A 19,768-nucleotide genomic window follows, 5' to 3' on the forward strand; every position below is an offset into this window, starting at 1 on the left:
CAAGCAATCGTGCTCTTGAGGCCACGGGCCGAATGAGCGGTCTTTGGGTCCATTTTTGGGCCCAAAGACATTGCTTGCTCCCACTACGCTGACGATACAGCTGTTGCCCGGCCTTTCTCCATATGCACTGCACAAAGAATGCGCACTAACCTGCGTGGCGGCCATGCCCAGGGCGTGACGTTCTTCTCGGCGCGGGGGCGCTGCCCCCGGACCCCCGGGATTTATGGTCGATGATGCGTTTGGAGGGGATTGCTGCCGGAATAGGCCCTGTCGTGGCGCCAGCGGCCATCAGGAGCGGTTTTGCGCCGGCTCTCGGGCTCCGGGCTATGGACGAAAAGACCGGCAGAACGGCGCTCTAGCGGGCGGGATATGCGCGGTTCTTGCTGCGCCGGGCATAACGATAGTGCTCGGGCAGCTCAGGGGCGGCGATCTCCTTCAGAGCCGCCATGGAAACCGAGAAAAGTCGCGTCGGATCGACTCCGAGGCGCTCGGCCACGGAAGCGACGATCGCCTGGCGCACCGCCTCCACATTGCGCTCGTATTCGGAAGGCCAGGCCATCAAACCCGGCTCGGTATGCAAGGTGACGCCGCCGGTATCCTCATCGGCGGTGAAATAGCTCAGCACGGATGCGAAGCGCGTGATGTAGACGCGCTGCTCGCCGAGCTCGGTGCAAAGACTGATCAGCATGGTGCCAAGCTTTGCCCTGCCAGGTGCCACTGACAAGAGAGGGTGGTGCCAAGATAGGCACCCTCCGATCCTGGTGCCAAGATACGCCCGGGCTCTGTGGCACGTTGGAGACAGCTTCCAAAACCCTGCCGCATTCGCGGTGGTTTTCGGAGCCGCCCGTCGCTGGACCGGGTAGGCCCGGCGGGGCGGGGCCCGTCAAGGGGCTCTCCCAGCACTTCCCTTCTCTTGACGGGGAACGTCGCCGGGCTAGGCCAGCATCGGACGGGCGGCCCCGCCGCGGTATGACGGTGTTTCCGGCCGAGCTAGAATGTCTGGCTGTAGCCGACGCGCCCGTTGAGCGTGGCGAAATCGTCGAATTCCGTCGACACGCGACCCGACACCGAGACGACGCCTGCCTGGCTCACCTGATAGCGAGCACCGCCCATGAATTCCGCCCAGCCGTCGATATTGCCGGCCCCATCGGAAGACACTTCGAAGATATCGAGCACTGCGCCTCGCACCTCCGGATTGTCGACATCGAGCACCTGCGCCCAGGCGATGGAGCCGAAGACGGTGATGGTCTCGCTGACGTCCGTCTCCTCCATCACGCCGATCTGACCGACCGTGGTGTTGGTGTCAATGTCCTGGAAGGTCACCGGGAAGGGGCCGCCCGTCTCGCGATAGCCGTCGATCTGCACGTCGGTGTAGGCGAGCTGCACGAACGGGGTAATGAGGGTCTGCTCGTTTGCGCGCATGCCGTAGCCTACGCGGCCCAGCACGCCCCAGCCCTCGCCTTCCGTATCGCCGAAGGAGTGGGTGAGATCGACGCCGTTCAGATAGCCGCGTGCGATCTCCACGTCGGAAAGATCGCCCCACAGGCCGGCGCCGAACAGACGCAGTCCGGTACCGGGCATGTGGGCGAGATAGCCACCGATATGGAGTTCGTCGCTCCGGTAATTGCCGTCCCAGAGAAGGTCGGTGTCCGCCTGCCCCGCTCCGATGCTGACCCCCGCCGACGTCAGAGGCGTGAAGTAATGGGCCAGGCCCACATCGCCGGCGAACTGACCGCCACCGTCGATATCGTCGCCATTGAAGAGCCCACCCGTCCCAAAAGTGAAGAAGCACCAACCCTTTCCATCCTGATCCTCTGGTCGGATGCAGCGGTGGTTCTCCGCCATCTCGTTCAGTCCGGTGAGCGTCGCGCCGATATTGGTGCTGATGACAAGGGCCGTTGTGGAGATCTCGCTGAAGGAAACTGCCTGCTCCGCCATTGTAGTGAAACCTGAAAGAGATTCGGCGTCGCGACCGAGCCTTGCGATGAAGCCTGGAAGCGGTGCGCCCCGGATCTCGCCGGTGTTGGAGCCGTCGCCGGAGATGATGAAGAAGTCGTCCTGCTCCCGGACGCCAGTGGCCGTGAACAGAATCCAGGAGCCGATATCCACGCCTTCGGCCTTTAGAACGTCGCCGAGATACTGGCCCTGCTTTCCGTATTCCTCGCTCCAGAAATAGGCCAGGCGGAAGAGCGGGTCTCCGCCTCTCTCGGTGTCGTAGCCGAAGGACTGATAACCCGCGATGCCCTTGCCGCGCTCGCTGACACCCAGCGCGACGGAGCCGAGAGGAATGATCGGTCTCCCCTCAATGTCGTCGGAAAAGTCGGAGGCCACCGTTGCCGCCAGGCTCTCGGGAAGATCGAAAACCCCGAGCCCCTGCGCGCCGGACCAAGCGCTGCCGGACCGGGTCCAGCGGACGGCTTCCAGATAAGGCTGACCGTCGCTGCGTGCCGGGCGGTCGCTCCAGCCGACGATGGTGCTCGTATCTGCACTGATGGCGGTCGCCTCGCTTCGGTGCAGGTTTGCAGCCTCGCCGGATAGACTGAGCAGCGCCTTCATGCCGGTTTCCTGCGTCCAGACGAACGCGTGCGGATTGAAGCTGGAGCTGAACAGATTAGAATCCTCGTCACTGCCCTGGATTACGTGACGTTCAGAGCCGGCGCGGCCGCTCCAGCCGACCACGACCGGTTTGCCGCCATCATCGACCGCGACGCCGTTGGCCACGCTGTCGTCGTCGTCATCGGTGAGATAGTAGAGCCTCCGGGCCGTGTCCCAGCTGTTGGCGCCGGTCCTCACCCAAAGGACAGCCTGGGTGTTGATGAACCCATCGAGATTGTTCTGGCTGTTCCAGCCGACGGCGAACTTGCCTTCGTCACTCACACCACGAGCACCGGCATAATCAAAGTACTCGTGGGGCTTCAGTTCCGTTACGCGCGCATTGGAGCTGGACCAAGGCGCGTTTGCATTGCGGGTCCAGACAAGGGCGCGGAAGCGTGGACCGTCATTGGTGAAGCTGCCCGGCGGATCCTCGACGAAGTAGTCGAACTGGTCGCGCCCGACGATGGTGTCGCCGTCGGCGTCGATGGAGCGGGCCTGAGACCAATACCGGTCCCGCCCCGTCGGTAGTCCCGCTGTAAGGACCGGCAAGATAAAGGGATCGTCAACCCCAGGACCTCCGTCGAAGCTCGGCGACCAGACAACCGCCATTGTACAGACCGAGCCGGGACCCGGCCGGATGGTGTTGACGCTGCAACCTTCGACATTGGCTTCACCGGCCACATAGGCGGCGCCCACAGACGTACCCCACGCGAAGGTGTAAACCTCGGAGTCGTTGTCTGGATTCGGGCCTTGATGTCGAAAATCGGCTCGGGCTATGTCAAACGCAAAGCAATAAAAAATACCTGCCGCTGCGACGGCAGCGGGCCTAAAGGCAATACCCACAGCTCCCCCCAAAGCAATATGAGAATTCGTGCGCCCCGCTGCATGGTAGAATAATGTGGGTGGTTCTACCACACGACGTTGAAGTTCTCAATTCATACGCTGGTCCTCATCTTGGACGAGAACTTGGGCCGCATCGCCTTCGAGGTCCGTCTTGCAATGCCTAATCTGATGAGGGAACCGCGGACATAATCTCCGAATAAAACTTCGACGGCGTCCGGGTGCTATTTGGCAGCGAAGGGACGCAATCGATCGCGCTTCGACAAGCTAATTCTGAAAACATTCGTGCCTCCGACTGGATTCGAACCTTCAATCGTCACATCAGAAGTGGGCCAATAGCCTTGCCTTGGTGGTCGAGATCACATTCAGCGAATTCTGGGCTCGCTCGTGTGGTAGCTATTGGGCTCTAAAGTGATCTTCCCACAGAGCAACGAAGGCATGCTCCTGTGAGAAGACCGGTGCCGGCTGGTGGATCCGGGTGTCCGCTCTACTGATCAGGAAGCATGGTGCCATGCTTTGCCGCCCGAGGTGCCTCTGACACGAGAGGGTGCTGCCAAGATTGGCACTCCCCGAGCTTGGCACCAAGATACGTCCAGGCTCTGTAGTACCTTGGAGCAGCTTCCAAAACCCCTGCCGCATTCGCGGTGGTTTTCGGAGCCGCCCGTCGCTGGGCCGGATAGGCCCGGCGGGCCGGGGCCCCGTCAAGGGGCTGTCCCAGCACTTCCCTTCCCCTTGACGGGGAACGTCGCCGGGCTAGGCCAGCATCGGACGGGCGGACCCGCCGCGGCGTGACGGTGGCTTTTGGTGCGACCGGTGCGGATTACAGCCGATCGCGATTTGCTGGCGTTCTTACGGCGAGGGCGCCGGCCGATATGCGAGCCGTTGGACTGCACGAATATGCAGTCCGTCCGTTTGATCGTTGGTGCAACTGCGTATCGAGTAGCCCGATCAAAGAGTGAGTCTGTTGCCGCTGATTAGAGAGAGCGGCCGATCCACATAGCTGCGAAAAGACCAGCTATGCCGCCTCCGATGGACATCCCCATATACAACGCAGCGAGGGCAGGTTCGCCACGGTCCCAAATCGATACGGCATCGAGTGAAAACGTCGAGAACGTCGTAAAACCGCCAAGGATGCCGGTGGTAAGGAACAAGCGCCAAGCTTGGCCGGGATCCGCCTTAAGGGCAAACCACGCAATGGCCAGCCCCATGATAAAGGAGCCGACGACATTTACGGCCAAGGTGCCATACGGAAAATTGTGTCCGAAGGTTCGGAGACAGAGGATATTGGCTGCATGACGCAAGGCGCCACCGAGGCCGGCACCTGCAAAGACAAGCAAGAATTCGTACAACGTCGTTCTCCTGTTCGTAGTCGAACTAGCAAACAGGAGTCATCAGTCCTCATGGACGGTTGTCGGGGAACCCCATCCCCTTCATTGGTAGCGTAATCTACTTGGTGCGGCGATCTAGGGGAAGGGAGACTTCGCTCGCCCAAATGTACGTGCATGAGTGACGGTTTGGTGCGCGTTCGGTCTCGCAGCGTAAAGGAGCCCGGCCACTCCGAATAGAGTGGCCGACTCCGATAGCTAGGGACTCTCAAGGAAAGAAAACGTCGTCTTCAGTCGTCCGTCCGTGCACAGAAATCACGAACGATCAGACAAGCCTAGCTCAAACGAGGTTGCCGGTCTACGGAGTCGCCTCAGCCGTCTTTTGAACGGCTGAATCGATTCCACAGCGCACGTCGTCATAGGTTTCCGGCCGCGACCAGTTGATGACTCGCGTGATGCCGGCCTCATCGGACGCCAGGTTCATCACTTCTCCCCTGCCGTGTCCGACCCCCGTTTCACCGGCCAGCCAGTCGCAATGGAGATGGATCACCAGATAGGTCTCGCTGCAAGCATTCTGCACGCGGGCTTCCGCTGAGACGATTCCTGACGCTCTGTACGTGTCCTCGACAGTCAGTTCGAGACATGTGGGCGTTTGGGCTGCGTGGCTTGGGGCTCCGGGAATTATCCATCCCGCGCCCCAGAGCAGATAGAGGAGGACGCGCATCTCGCTCTCCTTATGGCAATGCGGTTATGGCGATATGGCCTTCGCCAGAGTGCAAAGACTGAATTGCAGGTGGTCCTTCAGGCCCTGTCTGGCATAACGCAAGAAGTGCGGCATGGGTTGAGCGGTCGAGCGCTGGTTTATCGATTCCCTCGCGTCTCAGCTTAAAACGCGGTCTGGCACGACTTCCAGCGTGGCGATGCCCTAGAATCTCGGCTCGTCGTCCGGGTGTTCTCGCTCGTAAGAGCCGGTGCCCGGCTCGAGGGATCTGCTCTCGAGTTCCTGTGCGTCTTTCGTCATTACTGACTCAAGACGATAGCCTCGTCCGGGGTCGTCCAGAAACGTCAAGGTATCGGAGATCGGGTCGATGACGCATTCACGCGCATCGATGCAGTAGCGGCGCTGCCTGGTGGGATCGGCGGCACAGAGAATATCCTCGCGCCTTGCGTAAAGCTCGTCGAGAAGCTCGGTCCGTTGCATCAATTCGTCGAGAGCCGCGGTGACCTCTTTCGCCTCCGACTCGCTGACAGGCCGTTTCAAGCCGAAACCACCTGGACTTTCCTGCATGCGGGCAACGGCAAACTCTACTCCGAACTCGTCGCAGACTTCGATCAGCACGGCGCGATTGATGTCGGATGGGGAGACGGATAGCACGTGGTTGACGGCACTGGCATAGTCCTGCCGTGCCAAGTCTATTTGGCTCTGAAGATTGTTGATGTCGAGCGTGTCGGCCACGATAGTGCCTCAACAAGAACCAGGGGGCGAATATAAGCCGTGGCAGAGAATTGGGAAAACCGCAAGACGTCGCCCTATATGCGGCCGGCGGAAGCTGCCGAATATGTGCGGCTGTCGGTTTCCACGCTCGCCCAGATGCGTGTCGAGCAGCGCGGGCCGAAGTACTTCAAGGCCGGGGGGAGAGTGCTTTATCGGTTGAGCGATCTCGAAGAATGGGTGGAATCGCGCATCTACGTAGGTACGGGAAGCTCTTTGCCTAAGGGCGCATCGAACTGAATCTGGTGTTGCGGGATTAGCGACGGAGACCGGATTCTGAAATCTAAAATGCGCACGCGTATTCGATATTATTGCTTAGAATGCCGACGTCCGGAGGAATGGCGGCCGGGAATACATCGGTGGCCGGCTGGAATGTTGCGCCGAAAGCGACCTCACTGCTGGAGTTGGGATATTGATGCGGTTCTGATCCGAACGCCCACGCGGGACCGACGGGGCTCGCCTGAGCGCGGATATGACCGCCGCGGCGCCGCTTCTCTGAGTTGCGTTACCTGATGTCTCTTCCACGCCACATTAACGAGTGCATCTTGCGGGATTAATTCTCGCCTGCTTGCTGAACGGAAGCGAACGGGAATTATGGGGCAGGCGAGTTGCCGAGGCTCGGCTGTCAGAGGGAATGCCAATGTATCAGCGCTGGCTGATTACCCCCATTATCGTGGCCATTGGTCTCGTAGCCGGCGGCTATCTCTCTGCGCATCGCGGTCTCGCCGTCGCTGATAGCGCGAATGACGAGTTGCACTCTCTAAATCCGATCGCGGTGTCCACGGTTATTGCCGAGAAGGCGGATTTTCCGATACGGCGGCGCTCGATCGGCGTCATGGAGTCGCCCGCCGTCGTGATCATCCGATCGCGCATCGATAGTCAGATACTCGAGCAGCACGTCAAGGATGGACAAATCGTCAGGACGGGCGATCTCTTGTTCAGTCTCGACGACCGCGAGGTGAAGGCAGCTTTGGCGCGAGCCGAAGCAACGCTCGAGAAGGACCTCGCCAATAAGGCGAGAGCGGATCTCGATCTCAACCGAATGAAGCAACTTCTCGAGCGGAACGCTGCAGCGAAGCAGCAGCTCGACCAGGCGACAGCCGACGCCAAAGCGGCAGCGGCCACCGTCGCAAGTGATCGGGCACAGGTGGATACCGAGAAGCTCCGGCTCTCTTATACGGAAATCCGAGCACCGATCTCGGGCAGGATCGGCTCGGTTCGAGTGACCCCCGGCAATCTCGTATCCGCCAATGATATGAGCGGGACTGGCTTGGTCACGATCACCCAGGTGCGGCCAATCCGTGTCTCCTTCACCGTGCCGGAAAAAGATCTGGCGCTCGTCAGGAATGCATATTGGCGTAAGCTCCGGCGCCCAGGGCCACCGTCAGGGTGCTGCAGCCTGTCACCGGTCAGCTCATTGCATCGGGTCCCCTGAGCTTCATCGACAGCGCGGTCGACAGCTTGTCGGGGACGCTCACCGCAAAGGCTGTGTTCGACAACACCGATTACACGCTTGTGCCGGGGCAGTATGTCGACGTTCAGATCGATCTCGACGTGGCCCCCGGTACGGTCATCATACCGACCGTCTCACTTCAAACGGGCCCTGCCGGTTCCTTCGTCTTCGTCGTCGACGACGAGAACCGGATTGATGTGGCGCCCGTCACTGTCCTTGGTACGGAAGGCAACATGGCCGCCATCGAGAGCGGGCTATCGGCGGGTGCTCACGTCGTCGTGGAAGGACAGTTGAAGCTCGAACGCGGTACCCTGGTTGCAGACAATGTGAGCGAGGCCGATTGGGCCACGCTCGATACACCGGAATCGCTCAGGGATAGACATCCGAAGACGGTCGCCGATCACAACGATACCGCGGAACGACGCGCCCAATGAGCGTCTCGGAATTCTGCATTCGTCATCCGGTGGCGACCACGCTGATGTCGGCGGCGCTGATCATCGGCGGCCTTTTCGCTTTCGTTCAGTTGCCGGTCGCAGCGCTGCCCCAGACCGATTTCCCGGTGATCGATGTCTCTGCCTCGCTGTCCGGGGCCTCGCCGGACACGATGGCGAATGCCGTGGCGACACCGCTCATCAAGCAATTCGCGACCATTTCGGGCATCAGTTCCATCACCGCGACCAGTTCCCTCGGTGCCACCTCGGTGAGCGTGGAGTTTAATCTGGATCGCGATATCGATGCCGCGGCCGCCGACGTTCAGGCGGCCATCGCACGGGTCCAGCGACAGCTGCCGGAGGAGATGGTCGAGCCTCCGAGCTATCGGAAGATCAACCCGGCCGACAGCTCCATCGCCTGGCTCGCGCTGCAAAGCGACACCCTTCCGCTCTCGAAGCTCGACGAAATGGCGCAGCAGATGCTTTCCCCGTCCATCGCGACGATCGATGGCGTGGCGCAATTGCGGGTGTTCGGCAGCCAGAAATTCGCCGTACGCATCCAGGTCGATCCGAACGCGCTTGCCATGCGAGGCATCGGTGTCGGGCAGGTGGAGGACGCTGTGGCGGCGGCGAACTCTTCCACCCCCGTCGGCACTCTGCAGAACAACAATCAAAGCGTCACCATCGACGCCGATACGGAGCTCTTCAAAGCGGACGAGTTCGGCGAGGTCATCATAGCCAACCCGAACGGACGGCCCGTTCGGCTGAAAGACGTGGCAAACGTTATCGACTCGGTCGAGAATAATCAGACGGCGAGTTGGGTCAACGGGGATCGCGGCATCCTGCTCGGCGTCTACCGCCAGCCGGGGGCCAATACGGTCGATGTCGTCGACCGGGTGAAGGCGGCGCTCCCGCAATTGCAGGCTCAGCTTCCTCCAGCGGCAAAGGTAAGCCTGCTGCTCGACCGGTCGACATCCGTCCGCGCCGCCGTCGAGGATGTGGAGTACACCCTCATTCTGACGATCGCGCTGGTGATCCTCGTTATCCTGATCTTCCTCCGAAAGCTGTCGGCGACCTTCATCGCGGGGCTAGCGGTGCCGATCTCGATCATCGCTACCTTGGGTGCGATGCATCTTTTCGGCTTCTCCCTGAACAACATCTCGCTTCTTGGCCTCACCCTCTCCGTCGGTCTGGTGGTGGACGATGCGATCGTGATGCTGGAGAACATCTACCGGCATATGGAAGAGGGAAAGACCCGCTATGAGGCAGCGATCGCGGGTGCGCGCGAGATCAGCTTCACCATCATCTCGATCACCGTTTCGCTGGTGGCGGTGTTTATACCGGTGCTCCTCATGGGCGGCGTCGTCGGGCGGGTCTTCAACGAGTTCGCTGTCGTGGTGACATGCGCATTGCTGGCATCGGCATTCGTTTCCCTCACCCTGACCCCGATGCTGTGTGCCCGCATGTTGACCGCGCCAACGGCCCATAGGGAGTCTGAAGGGTGGAAGGCCGGCTGGTTCGAGCGCGGCTTCGACAAGATGCATGCCGGGTATGACTGGCTGCTGCAGGCGTCGTTGCGGCACCGCGCTACCGTGCTGATGATCTTCGTCATGAGCGTCGCGGCCACCGCCTTCTTATTTTACATCATACCGAAGGGCTTCTTCCCGACGCAGGATATCGGCCAGCTCCGGGTCTCGACCGAGGCCCGACAGGACATCTCGCTCCAGGATATGGCGAGGCTTCAGGCCAAGGTTGAGCAGGTCTTCGAGAAATCTCCCTATGTCACGGATCTGCTCTCCATCGTCGGATCCACCGGCGGTTCGAGCGACTCCACTCTCAATCGGGGAAGGCTCTTCGTGCAGCTGGTTCCAAAATCGGAACGGCCGCCACTGGACACCATGCTGGAGGCCTTCCGCAAGGAGTTGGCCCAAGTACCCGGTATCGATACGTTCATGCGGCCGGAACAAGATCTCAGATTCGGAACGCGCAGCAGCAAAAGCCAATTCCAGTTCGTCATGCAGGGCCTCGACCAGGAGAAGCTTTACGACTGGTCTGAGCGGATGAAGACCGCTATGGGCAGCGATCCCATGTTCGTCGACGTCACCACCGATCTGCAAAATCACGCTCTGCAGTCGGAGGTGGTGGTCGACAAGGACAAGGCACAGCATCTCGGCATTACGGCCGACCAGCTTCGGGCGACGCTGTATTCCGGCTTCGGCACCCGGCAGATTTCGACGATCTATTCGACCGGTGACAGCTATGCGGTGATCATGGAGTTCGATCCCCGCTTCGCGTGGACGAACAACCTGTTGGACGGCATCCATCTGCGCGCCTCGAATGGCAGGGTCATTCCGCTCAGCGCGGTGGCGGAGGTGCGCAGGGGGAGCGGCACCCTTTCGGTCAATCAGCTCGGCCAGCTGCCCGCCGTCACGGTGTCTTTTAATTTGCCCAACGGAGTGGCCTTGGGCGAGGCGACCAAACGGATCGAGCGGCTGAAGGCCGAGATCAGACTGCCGGCGGACATTTCGACGACGTTTTCCGGAGAGGCTGACATCTTCCAGCAATCTCTCGGCAATCAGAACCTGCTCATCTTTGCTGCGGTGCTTACCATCTACATCGTGCTCGGCATCCTCTATGAAAGCTTCATCCATCCCCTGACCATCCTCACCGGATTGCCGGCGGCGGCGTTCGGCGCGCTGGGGAGCTTGATGATCTTCGGTATGGATCTCAGCGTGATCGCCGTTATCGGCGTCCTGATGCTGATCGGCATCGTGAAGAAGAACGCGATCATGATGATCGACGTGGCGCTTGATCTGCAGCGGCAGGGAATGCCGTCGGAGGAAGCGATCTATCGCGCCTGCCTTATGCGCTTCCGACCCATTATGATGACCACGTTCGCGGCGCTGGTGGGTGCCTTGCCGATAGCGGTCGGACTTGGCCACGGTGCAGAGCTGCGGCAGCCGCTCGGCGTCGCCGTAGTCGGCGGACTGCTCGTTTCGCAAGCCCTCACGCTCTTCATCACCCCGGTGATTTATCTTTACATGGACCGTCTGGCGGGCGCTCTGGGTGGCCGGGGTATTGAGACGCCCACCCCGACCGACGAGTTACGCGCCTAGGTCGCTTCGGACCAGCGTCGTATGTCAGAGAGATTCATTGACTGAGATTGGTCGCGATCTTCTGGGAGCGATCGTCCACTGCGATATTCCCTGAATTGATTGTATATGCATGAACCCCGACGATGGTGAAGTCTTTGGTGGGTCAAAACGGAGGCATTCTCGGTTGGGAGCGCTCCGGTGATCCACGCTAGCTGGGCTCCACGATCTGCGAAGGGCGCGATGTGGTAATGGCATGGAGCTATGTGAACTCGGAACAACGGTAATCTCCGAGAGTCTCGTGCTGCTGCCGGATACGCATCTATACGGGCGATCAACTCCGTTATTGCGGCGCGTGCTTTGATACAGTGAACCTCTGGTCGAGCTTGCTAGTTAGCGGTGGATTTACTGCGTCGCAGGCGGTGCGAATCCAAATGCCGTAATAACAGTGGAGAGCAATAGGCCTCCGCCAGACACCGCTAGGCTCCACCAAAGCATACGAAAAGCAAAGCGCCGCTTCGGCTCCTCGGCCGTGCCCAATGAGCCTGGCTTGGACGCGATCCTGAAAATTCGGAAGCCCATCAGTGGCGTCTTCGCGTCCAGTTGGATCAGCTCTGGATTGCTTAATCGAATGTGCGAGAGGTTGCGAAGGATCACGATCACGACAAGCACCGCGCCAAGAAAGGCGCAAATCCAGCCCAGGAAAATCGCGATGAAGGTTATTCCCATCAGCACATTCATAAATCCGCCCCTCATCCAAATTGGTGGGCAGAAGCTTAGCCGAAGGTGGGGGCTGCCGTACCGGACTTTCCAGCGTTTTCGCGGGGATGTGAGCGTATTGAACGTGGCTTCCAGGAAGGACGGCATCTCAGTGCCTGGCTCGAGACGCGGCACCGTCCTATGGCTTCCTGCCTGAATGCGCGATAAGGCTGCATAGCACTCCACATAGGTGACAGTTCCATGTCCTCGCAGAAATCCATCTCGGCCGAATTTCGAACAAGCGTCGCGGCTCTACGAACCAAGCCGGGCCGCAACAGCTGACAGTTAACGGTCTATCCATCCCCGTAGCTTACGCCTGCTGCAGCTCTTGGAAGGCTGTTCGCTTGAGATGAGGTCTACTGTGCTAACGCTCCTCAGGATGAGGTCACTACGTTTTTGGGTGGCACTTGGAATGGCGGTCGCTCTTCTCCCGGCGGCCATTTCCGCGAGCGTCGGCGGGCTGCTCGCCTTACGTTTGGCTACCGCGCTTGGGTCTTAGAAGTCTCGTTGACCTTCTCCAAATCTCCCGGCCGCCAGGTGCCGTTTAGAGCGGCTTGGGCGGGAGCGTAGAGTCGTAGAATGGCGAAGAAGCCACGGTTCGGCGCGGTCGCCAGCCAGTTCTCCTCTTTCCCTTCAGGCGCTTCCGGGCCGATATAAATGTCGGTGCTACCATCTGCATTTTGCTTTGGCTGGTCGAGCTTGCCCAACGAGGGGAACGGTTGACCGTTGGCAAGACCTGAAGCGTTTTCCGCTTCATAGAGCGTGACCGACCAAAAAAGTTCGGCAGGGATGTCTTTTGGCAGATTGACCACGTAGCTCTGCTTGCCGACGAGCGGATCACCATCCGCATCGTCGAATGCGATCATGTAGAAGGCACCCTTGCCAGGCGTCATGGATACCATGCCAGGACTAATCGAGTAGTAGTCGGTGAAAAACCACGCCCGCGCGTCAAGCTCACGGAATCCCGCATCGCCAGTCGCTTTGAAAGTGAGGTCGAGAGGTGTGTTGGGCCAGTGAGCAGTGACATTGTTGACGGGGTTCAGCCATCTGCGGTCTTCGTAAACATGGAAATTGACGCCCTTCATGCCTGGGGTGAACCCGAGCACCCGGCTGGTCTTGTATCCTGTCTTCGCGGCGGCCTCTAAGATCGTGCGAGTCCGCTCGTCCGGATCGAACGGCAGATCAAAAACGATGCCGATGCCTTGCAACATGCCTAGCCAATCAGGACCGGCGAGGTTTGTGCCCTCATCGTCGACGATCTGCTTAAGCTGATCAAATGCGGCGGCGTCGTTCGACGGGAGCATGTTCAGTTGTTTGCCCGACGCATCGGGAAACTCCATTGGCTTGGCGCTGTCCTTTTTGTCGAGCGGATAGATTGCCGATTGTTTGAGCAGATCCACCGCAGGGCTCGTGTCGGCCGGATCCGCATAGAACGCACGGAGGAAAATGAAAATGTTGTTCGTCGTCGAGCGGTAGATGTAATAGCCGTTGGGAACCGCCTGGTTGTAGCCTGGCGGCAGGATCAGAAACTTGCCGCCTGCGCCGGCGTCCGGTCCAGGCAGGCCGAGGTCGCCGAAGAACTTGCCGCCATCGACAGGCATTGGCCGCTGCCAGAAGTCGAGCAGGATTCCTTGCAGCTTCGATGGAGCCTCGAAGACGAGAGGTCCGGTGTTGGCGAGGTTTGCGAACACCATGCCGTAGATCAGATCCGAATTTGGTGTCGTGATCTTGGTCTTGGCATCCAGACGCTTAGTCCAGATCGGCATGACATTGTAGCCCGTGCCGAACGCCTCCGCTGCCCCGTCTCGCATGCCTGCCGTATTGAGAAGCGGCATTGCCCAGAGGTAGGTCTGCATCGCCCGCTGAAAGGTGAGCTCGTCCATGAGCGTCTTCGCCGTTTCGGGTGTCGGGCGATTCTGCTCGAACGGTAGTTTGGCGAGCGCTTCGATGCGCTGCATCTCAGCGGCCATGCCATGGGTCGTTGCCAAGGTTGCCGACAGGCACGCCGCAACGAGCGAAATGAACCGAAGCTTGCTCATGTGGCCGTCCTCCTTTGACCGGGGTGCCTCACTCAACCTTTGTGATGTCTGGCAACGACCAGGACTTGTCGAAGAAAGCTTCGGTCGGGCCGTAGAAGCGGAAATAGGCGAACCACCCCTTGTCGGGGTTGGTCTGTACCCAGTTCTCCAGGTGGCCCTTGGGCGCCTTGGGACCGAAATAGACATCGATGGAGCCGTCGTCGTTCTTAGCAATATCTTCCTTTCGCGAGGAGATGTCCGGACGCCCTTGCTCGGTGATCTGCATCTGCCGCGTGCCCTCGTCGTAAGCCGTAACCGACCAGAAGCCTTTGGCAGGCGGATTCGGTGGAACATGTAGCTTGTAGGTATTCTGGCCTGACAGCCAGTTGCCGTCCGCGTCCTTGTAGGACGCGATGTAGCGCTGCCCGACGCCCGGCGTCTGAGTCAGCATCGCTTTCGAGATAACCACCGCTTCGTAGAACCAGGCCGCACGCTCATCGAGCTGATCGTAGGTGTTGGCCTTCTGGTCGGTCGCGACGACCAGCGCGTGTTTCCAGTTCGTGCCCTTCCAGAATGGGGGTTCGACGCGCTTATCCGTCGTATTGACCTTGGCCATTGCCTCGCCGACAACAACCCCATCTTCGAGGATCTTCTTTTGGCGCGCATCAGGCTTGAAGGATTTCCCTTTCTCGATGCCGAGGAACTTGAGCTGTGCGAGGGTCAGCCGGTCGCGCTCGTCTACCGGGTTGCGCTGGATCACCTCGTTGAGGCTGTCCCAGTAAGCCATGCCGTGGGGCGGCATCTGGCTCCACTTCTTTTCGCCGGCCGCACGGGCGACCATCGGCTCGCCCGTGCCTTCAGGCCCCCAACTATAGGTCTTGATCTGCGGAACAAGCTCCGCGATCGCCTGCTCCTTGTCATCGCCCAGCAGCCGGAAGCCCGCTAAAACGTCCCGGCTCGTCGCCTCCACGACGAAATATCCGTCGGCTTCGACCGGACCGTATCCGGGGGGCAGGATCAGGTATTTGCCGCCTCTGCCCATGTCGGGCCCCACGACGCCGAGATCGGCAAGCACGCGCTGCCAATTGTCGAGAATCATGCCCGCGATCAGTCCGGCAGGCACCTCGATGACAAATGGCCCAGTTTCCCTCAAATCGATAAAGGTGGCGATATAGGGTGTCGTGTAATTAGGCGTAAGAATCCCCAGCTTCTCGGCAAAGTCGAAATAGTTCAGCATCTCGCCGCTTTTGCCGCCGAAGACGACATAGTGGGCTCGGCGCCACTCGTTGAGCCCGACGGCGGGGATACCCCAGATGTAGGCCTGAGCTGCCCGCTGGAAGTCCATCTCGTCATAGAGCTTCTGAACTGTCTCTCGAGAGGGATAGCCGCTCTCGAAGGTGAGCGGGCCGATGCGAGTGTCGATCGTCTTCTCGTTCTCTGCGGTAGAGTCTTCGGCCTTTGCGACAGATTGCGTCGCGACGACGCAAAACAGTGCTGCGATTGCAGCGACCGGTGCCAATGCACTTTTCATCGGACGTCCTCCTCTTAATTCTTTGCTGATCCCTCGTCGATCAGTTTGTGATGCTTGCTAGCCTCCCGTCGGGAAAAGGAACTGCACCTGGAAGCGAAGCTGCCAGTCGGCGGCGCCTTCCGGCGCAATGACGTTGTCGTAGGCACTCAGGGACATGTTTACGGGCTGCGAGCCGATATCGAAGACGCGCCCCACGCCGCCGCCCAGCGGCAGCGTCCACTGGTCGTCGGACGGGGCATTCCAGTCTGCGGTGATGATCGGCGCCGAGGTCAGATACCAGCCATCCTTCAGGTTGTAGTTCACGAAATACTGGAACAGGAACTGGTTGACGTCCGGCTCGTTCGAATCGCCCGCGAAGGACCAGATGTTGTTCACCAGCCCGCCGACCACCCACTTGCCCGGCGTCCAGACGACCGCGGCCGTCGGCCCGGCGCCCCACTTGTCCACGCCCAGGCTCGCATCCGTATTGGTCGGCAGCAAGAAGGTCGGTCCGCCGCCGATCATCAGCTCCGGATTGACCTGGGTGACGAAGAAGAAGCTCGGATTGAAATTGCCGAGGCCGAAATCGCTCTCATCGCCTTCATAGACCGGCGGCTGATACACCACCGGCAGGATCCAGCGGGTGACCAGGTTCCAGTCGTCGTTCAGCTTGAACGGAATGACCGGCTGGATGTTGAGGATGTTTTGCTCGTCTTCGAACGGCCCGACATTGAAGTTCGTATTGTTCTGGAAGGGGACCGAGATCAGATTGGCGATGGGATTCTGCGCCTGCTGAGCGAGATTACCCTCCTGCGCCTGGACGGAAGACAGCCCCAGGATGCCCAGCGATAACCCGATTAAGAATATGGCGACGCGGAGCCAATACATGAAACAGCCTCCAGGCTGAAGATCCGCTTTCGATCCTATATTCAGGATTAGAAACGCGTCTCTGGGTAGCGGCTATTGGCTTCTCGATCTATGCGGATTGTGCCAACCTTGAAATTGTCACTTCCGCTGAGTTTTTAACTCTGTCTATTCTGTGCGCGTGTTTTGGAAGGAAGCTCACCGAATAATTCGCGATACCACCCTGAAAAGCGGCCAAGCTCGCTGATGCCCCATTGATTGGCAATGGTCGCAATGGTGCAGGCTCTTTCTACCTCCGAGGTGAGATCCCGTCGTATTCGGTGCAGCCTCAATTTGCGCACATAAGTTTGCGGGCTCTCGTCGAGCACCCTTGCAAAGGCGCGGTGAAGCGTGCGGCGGGAAACGGAGGCTGCATTGGCTATGTCGTCGATGTTCAACGGTCGGTCTAGATGGGCCAGGATATATTCGCGACTCCGAGACACGATCCGAGCGTACCCCTGAGGATTTGTTTGTCCGAGCGGTGCCTTTGGCAGACGGCTAAAATGTCCCGCAATGGCATCAAGCATGGTTTCGGCCACCTGTGCGACGGATGGCAACGGGCCTTCATGGAGACGTCGGTATAGGCGCTGCAATTGGATCAATAGCCTCTGATCGCAGGGGCGCGCATGTACACCGCTGCCGCCGATGGATCGTACGTCAAGAATAAGGCCGCGCGCTTCCGCCATAGTTTCGATGGCTTCGGAACTTAGGGTGACGGCGGCATAGATCGTACCAGGAGTGTAGAGTGCGTCGTGCTCATCCCCCGGCATGAAGACGCCGATGTCTCCGGTCGAGACTTCGTTCAGCCAATGCCTGGTTCCCGGTGCGAGCCAAACCCCGAGACCGAAGGTTATCATCGATTCCGAAAGCGGGCCCCTGAGGGATATGCGGCCATCGATATAGCCGGAGCTCAGCAGAATACCCTGGTGCTGGGCAGAGGCTAGCTTGGCCGATAGCGGTGGTCGGGAAATCTGTACCGCATCGAGTCCGGCTCCCAGTACTGCATCGCTCAGCTCCTCAATCCGAGTGATACGAGTGCAGGTCCAACCTTCTCCATTTAACGGATCAACTTGCGCCGGCGCGGCAGCCGAACTGCGGTCCTCGGTGGTCCGGCCAAAAGGTGGAGCGACGCTTGCCATCCAGAAACCTCCGAGCGCACATCCTAAGACAATACTACAGGCCTTGCTGCAGCAAAGATATCGCCTAGGCCGCCGGATAATCGCGATAGCAACTGGTTGCTATATGGTAGCTACGATCGGCTCGCGGAGGAAAAGAGTATCACTAAGCATTTGAGTTAATTGGTGACCCCGGCTGGATTCGAACCAGCGACCCTCAGATTAGGAATCTGATGCTCTATCCTACTGAGCTACGGGGCCAGTGGCGCGCATACTGTAGCGCGGGGCCTCGAAGCTCAAGAGGAAGCCGGCGTTTCGGTGCAGATTGCGGAACCGGAAGTCTGCCCGCTAGCATCAGCCATGGGTTTGCGCCGCTGTTTCGCATTGGGTTTGATCGTGGTCTTCTGCTGGCACTCGGCACTGCTCGGGGCTGAGGGGGCGCCGGGCTGCGAGCTTTCGGAGCCGGAGCAGGGGACGGTGGTCGAGATCGTCGACGGCGAGACGCTGAAGCTCGCCGATGGCGGCACGGTGCGTCTCGTCGGGGCCAAGGCCCCGCGCCCTCCGGCGAGCACGGACGAGGGCGATTGGGCCTACTCTCGCAAAGCAATCGAGGCGTTGGAGAGCCTGACCAAAGGGAAGACGGTCTCTCTGCGCTTCGGCGGCAGCCGGACGGATCGGCACGGCTATCTGATGGCGCAGGTCTTCGTGGCGCCTGCGCCCGGCGAGGACCCGGTCTGGGTGCAGGAGGCGCTGGTGGGGGACGGTCTGGCCCGGGTTTATAGCCTTCCGGACAACGCGGCCTGCACCGATGCGCTGTTGGAGCGGGAAGAGGGCGCCAGAGCAGCACGGCGCGGGCTTTGGGCGTCCGGCTTCTATGGGGTGCGCGACGCCGGCGCTGTCGACCGCATGCGGCGCCTGAGGGGAACATTCCAGCTGGTGGAAGGGCGTGTCGCGAAGGTGGCTCAGGTAAAGGACTGGGTGTTCCTGAACTTCGATGAGGACTGGCGGGAGGATTTTACGGTCGCCATCGAAAAGAAGCAGGCCAAGGCCTTCGCGGAGGCCGGTTTCGATCTCCTCGCTCTCGAAGGAAAGCCGGTCCGCGTGCGGGGCTGGCTGGAATGGCGCTACGGTCCGTCCATCAAGGCGACTCATCTGGAGCAGATCGAGGTGCTGGAGGACGACGGCGAGGCGGAGGCTCCGCCGCCCCCTTAGGCCTCCGGCTCTTCGGGATAGGGCCCTTCGGTCTTGAGGCCGACAAGGCAATAGCTCATGGGAATCTGAGCCTCCTGATCGGCGTAGCCGTCGTATTCCGGCTCGCGGCCGCTTCGTCGGAAAAGCGTAAGGCAGCCTGACAAAACAAAAGGGCGGGAGATGCTCCCGCCCTTCGAACGCGTTCTGAAACGAAGCCCGGCTGCTTACGCGGCCTGCTCCTCGTTCTCGGCCTCGACTGCCTCCTGCGCCGCCTTCAGGCTTTTGGCGCTCTTGGCGAGGATGTCGTCGATCTTGGTGACGGCCACATCGGTCTCGGTCTTCTCGACGGCCGCGATTTCGCGGGCCATGCGGTCCAGGGCAGCTTCGTAAAGCTGACGCTCGGAGTAGGACTGCTCGGGCTGGGCCTCGGAGCGATAGAGGTCGCGGACCACTTCGGCGATGGAGATGAGATCGCCGGAGTTGATCTTGGCTTCGTATTCCTGGGCGCGGCGCGACCACATCGTGCGCTTCACGCGGGCCTTGCCCTTCAGGATCTGAAGCGCCTTCTTGACCGTCTTGTCGTCGGAGAGCTTGCGCATGCCGACAGTCTCGAGCTTGGAGGTGGGCACCCGGAGGGTCATCTTGTCCTGCTCGAAATTGATCACGAACAGTTCGAGGCTCGCGCCGGCGATCTCCTGCTGTTCGATCTCATGAATGCGACCGACGCCGTGAGCAGGATAGACGATGAACTCATTGGTGCGAAAACCATGCCGCTGCTGTGGCTTCTTTTTCTTCTCAACCATACTCTCTCGCTTTGCTATCTTGGGGGACGCGGCGCTCAAGCCGTTATTCGTACGCTCCGGGCATCGAAATACCTGCCGCGGACGGAATATGCCGTATGCGGCCTAAACAAACGATCCACGCTGAAAGCTCCGACGCCGGCCATTGTTCCCGTTCGCCCGGGAGGCCTGCCGCAGGCGCGGGACCGGACACGGCGGAACATGACAGGCGCTCCTGCTCGTCCGGCTGCCCTCGCGCCGGAAA

15 protein-coding genes, 1 tRNA gene, 1 pseudogene and 1 riboswitch are annotated in these 19,768 nt (G+C 60.2%); of the genes and pseudogenes, 5 read left to right on the forward strand and 12 right to left on the reverse strand.

All coding sequences use genetic code 11. From position 1 onward, the window contains the following. Positions 1–355: 355 nt before the first annotated feature. The 5 genes from A7A08_RS14530 to A7A08_RS14550 form a co-directional block, all read right to left on the reverse strand. Positions 356–688 (reverse strand): hypothetical protein, encoded by a 333-nt coding sequence (locus A7A08_RS14530; RefSeq protein ID WP_069096194.1) that lies wholly within the window; start codon positions 686–688, stop codon positions 356–358. A gap of 302 nt (positions 689–990) precedes the next feature. Beyond that, a complete protein-coding gene (locus tag A7A08_RS14535) occupies positions 991–3,144 on the reverse strand; it encodes an autotransporter domain-containing protein (RefSeq protein WP_169823021.1) in 2,154 nt (717 codons plus the stop codon). Between the two features lie 1,265 nt (positions 3,145–4,409). Further along, entirely contained in the window at positions 4,410–4,784 is a 375-nt protein-coding gene (crcB, locus tag A7A08_RS14540) for a fluoride efflux transporter CrcB (protein ID WP_069096196.1), read from the reverse strand. Between the two features lie 26 nt (positions 4,785–4,810). Then, a riboswitch (Fluoride riboswitch) is annotated at positions 4,811–4,873 on the reverse strand. Between the two features lie 245 nt (positions 4,874–5,118). Then, the gene (locus A7A08_RS14545; RefSeq protein WP_069096197.1) at positions 5,119–5,340 is read right to left on the reverse strand and encodes a hypothetical protein; all 222 of its coding nucleotides are present in this window, start codon (positions 5,338–5,340) and stop codon (positions 5,119–5,121) included. 345 nt (positions 5,341–5,685) lie between these two features. Continuing rightward, a complete protein-coding gene (locus A7A08_RS14550; RefSeq protein WP_069096198.1) occupies positions 5,686–6,216 on the reverse strand; it encodes a hypothetical protein in 531 nt (176 codons plus the stop codon). Positions 6,217–6,255: 39 nt separating this feature from the next. Between A7A08_RS14550 and A7A08_RS14555 the strand changes: the two genes are divergently transcribed. From A7A08_RS14555 to A7A08_RS14570, 4 genes are all read left to right on the forward strand, one after another. Next, positions 6,256–6,492 carry a helix-turn-helix transcriptional regulator gene (locus A7A08_RS14555; protein WP_069096199.1) on the forward strand — a complete coding sequence of 79 codons (237 nt, stop codon included), beginning with the start codon at positions 6,256–6,258 and terminating at the stop codon, positions 6,490–6,492. A 400-nt stretch (positions 6,493–6,892) separates the two neighbouring features. Then, entirely contained in the window at positions 6,893–7,687 is a 795-nt protein-coding gene (locus A7A08_RS14560) for an efflux RND transporter periplasmic adaptor subunit (RefSeq protein WP_069096200.1), read from the forward strand. Further along, positions 7,642–8,139, forward strand: coding sequence for an efflux RND transporter periplasmic adaptor subunit (locus A7A08_RS14565; RefSeq protein ID WP_069096201.1), 498 nt, complete (start codon positions 7,642–7,644; stop codon positions 8,137–8,139). The genes A7A08_RS14560 and A7A08_RS14565 overlap by 46 nt, the downstream gene beginning before the upstream one ends. Beyond that, the gene (locus A7A08_RS14570) at positions 8,136–11,252 is read left to right on the forward strand and encodes an efflux RND transporter permease subunit (protein ID WP_069096202.1); all 3,117 of its coding nucleotides are present in this window, start codon (positions 8,136–8,138) and stop codon (positions 11,250–11,252) included. Before A7A08_RS14565 ends, A7A08_RS14570 begins: the two co-directional genes overlap by 4 nt. Before the next feature lie 381 nt (positions 11,253–11,633). Here A7A08_RS14570 and A7A08_RS14575 read toward each other — a convergent pair whose 3' ends face one another. The 6 genes from A7A08_RS14575 to A7A08_RS14600 form a co-directional block, all read right to left on the reverse strand. After that, positions 11,634–11,969: a hypothetical protein gene (locus A7A08_RS14575; protein WP_069096203.1), complete on the reverse strand. Its 336-nt coding sequence runs from the start codon at positions 11,967–11,969 to the stop codon at positions 11,634–11,636. Positions 11,970–12,466: 497 nt separating this feature from the next. Continuing rightward, complete coding sequence (locus tag A7A08_RS14580; RefSeq protein WP_069096228.1) at positions 12,467–13,957, reverse strand: DUF1214 domain-containing protein; 1,491 nt, start codon at positions 13,955–13,957, stop codon at positions 12,467–12,469. A gap of 97 nt (positions 13,958–14,054) precedes the next feature. Beyond that, entirely contained in the window at positions 14,055–15,536 is a 1,482-nt protein-coding gene (locus A7A08_RS14585; RefSeq protein ID WP_069096204.1) for a DUF1254 domain-containing protein, read from the reverse strand. 57 nt (positions 15,537–15,593) lie between these two features. After that, positions 15,594–16,403, reverse strand: a complete 810-nt coding sequence (locus tag A7A08_RS14590; protein WP_208430650.1) for a hypothetical protein — start codon at positions 16,401–16,403, stop codon at positions 15,594–15,596. 134 nt (positions 16,404–16,537) lie between these two features. Next, complete coding sequence (locus tag A7A08_RS14595; protein ID WP_083226833.1) at positions 16,538–17,557, reverse strand: helix-turn-helix domain-containing protein; 1,020 nt, start codon at positions 17,555–17,557, stop codon at positions 16,538–16,540. A gap of 160 nt (positions 17,558–17,717) precedes the next feature. Further along, positions 17,718–17,794: transfer RNA gene (locus tag A7A08_RS14600), tRNA-Arg, on the reverse strand. Positions 17,795–17,893: 99 nt separating this feature from the next. On the opposite strand from A7A08_RS14600, the gene A7A08_RS14605 reads away from it, so the two are divergent. After that, a complete protein-coding gene (locus A7A08_RS14605) occupies positions 17,894–18,745 on the forward strand; it encodes a thermonuclease family protein (RefSeq protein WP_069096205.1) in 852 nt (283 codons plus the stop codon). A gap of 203 nt (positions 18,746–18,948) precedes the next feature. On the opposite strand, the pseudogene A7A08_RS14610 reads toward A7A08_RS14605, so the two are convergent. Continuing rightward, positions 18,949–19,560, reverse strand: a pseudogene (locus A7A08_RS14610) (CarD family transcriptional regulator); the annotation flags it as partial. Positions 19,561–19,768: the final 208 nt, after the last annotated feature.

This window comes from Methyloligella halotolerans, assembly GCF_001708935.1.
Lineage (GTDB): Bacteria > Pseudomonadota > Alphaproteobacteria > Rhizobiales > Methyloligellaceae > Methyloligella > Methyloligella halotolerans.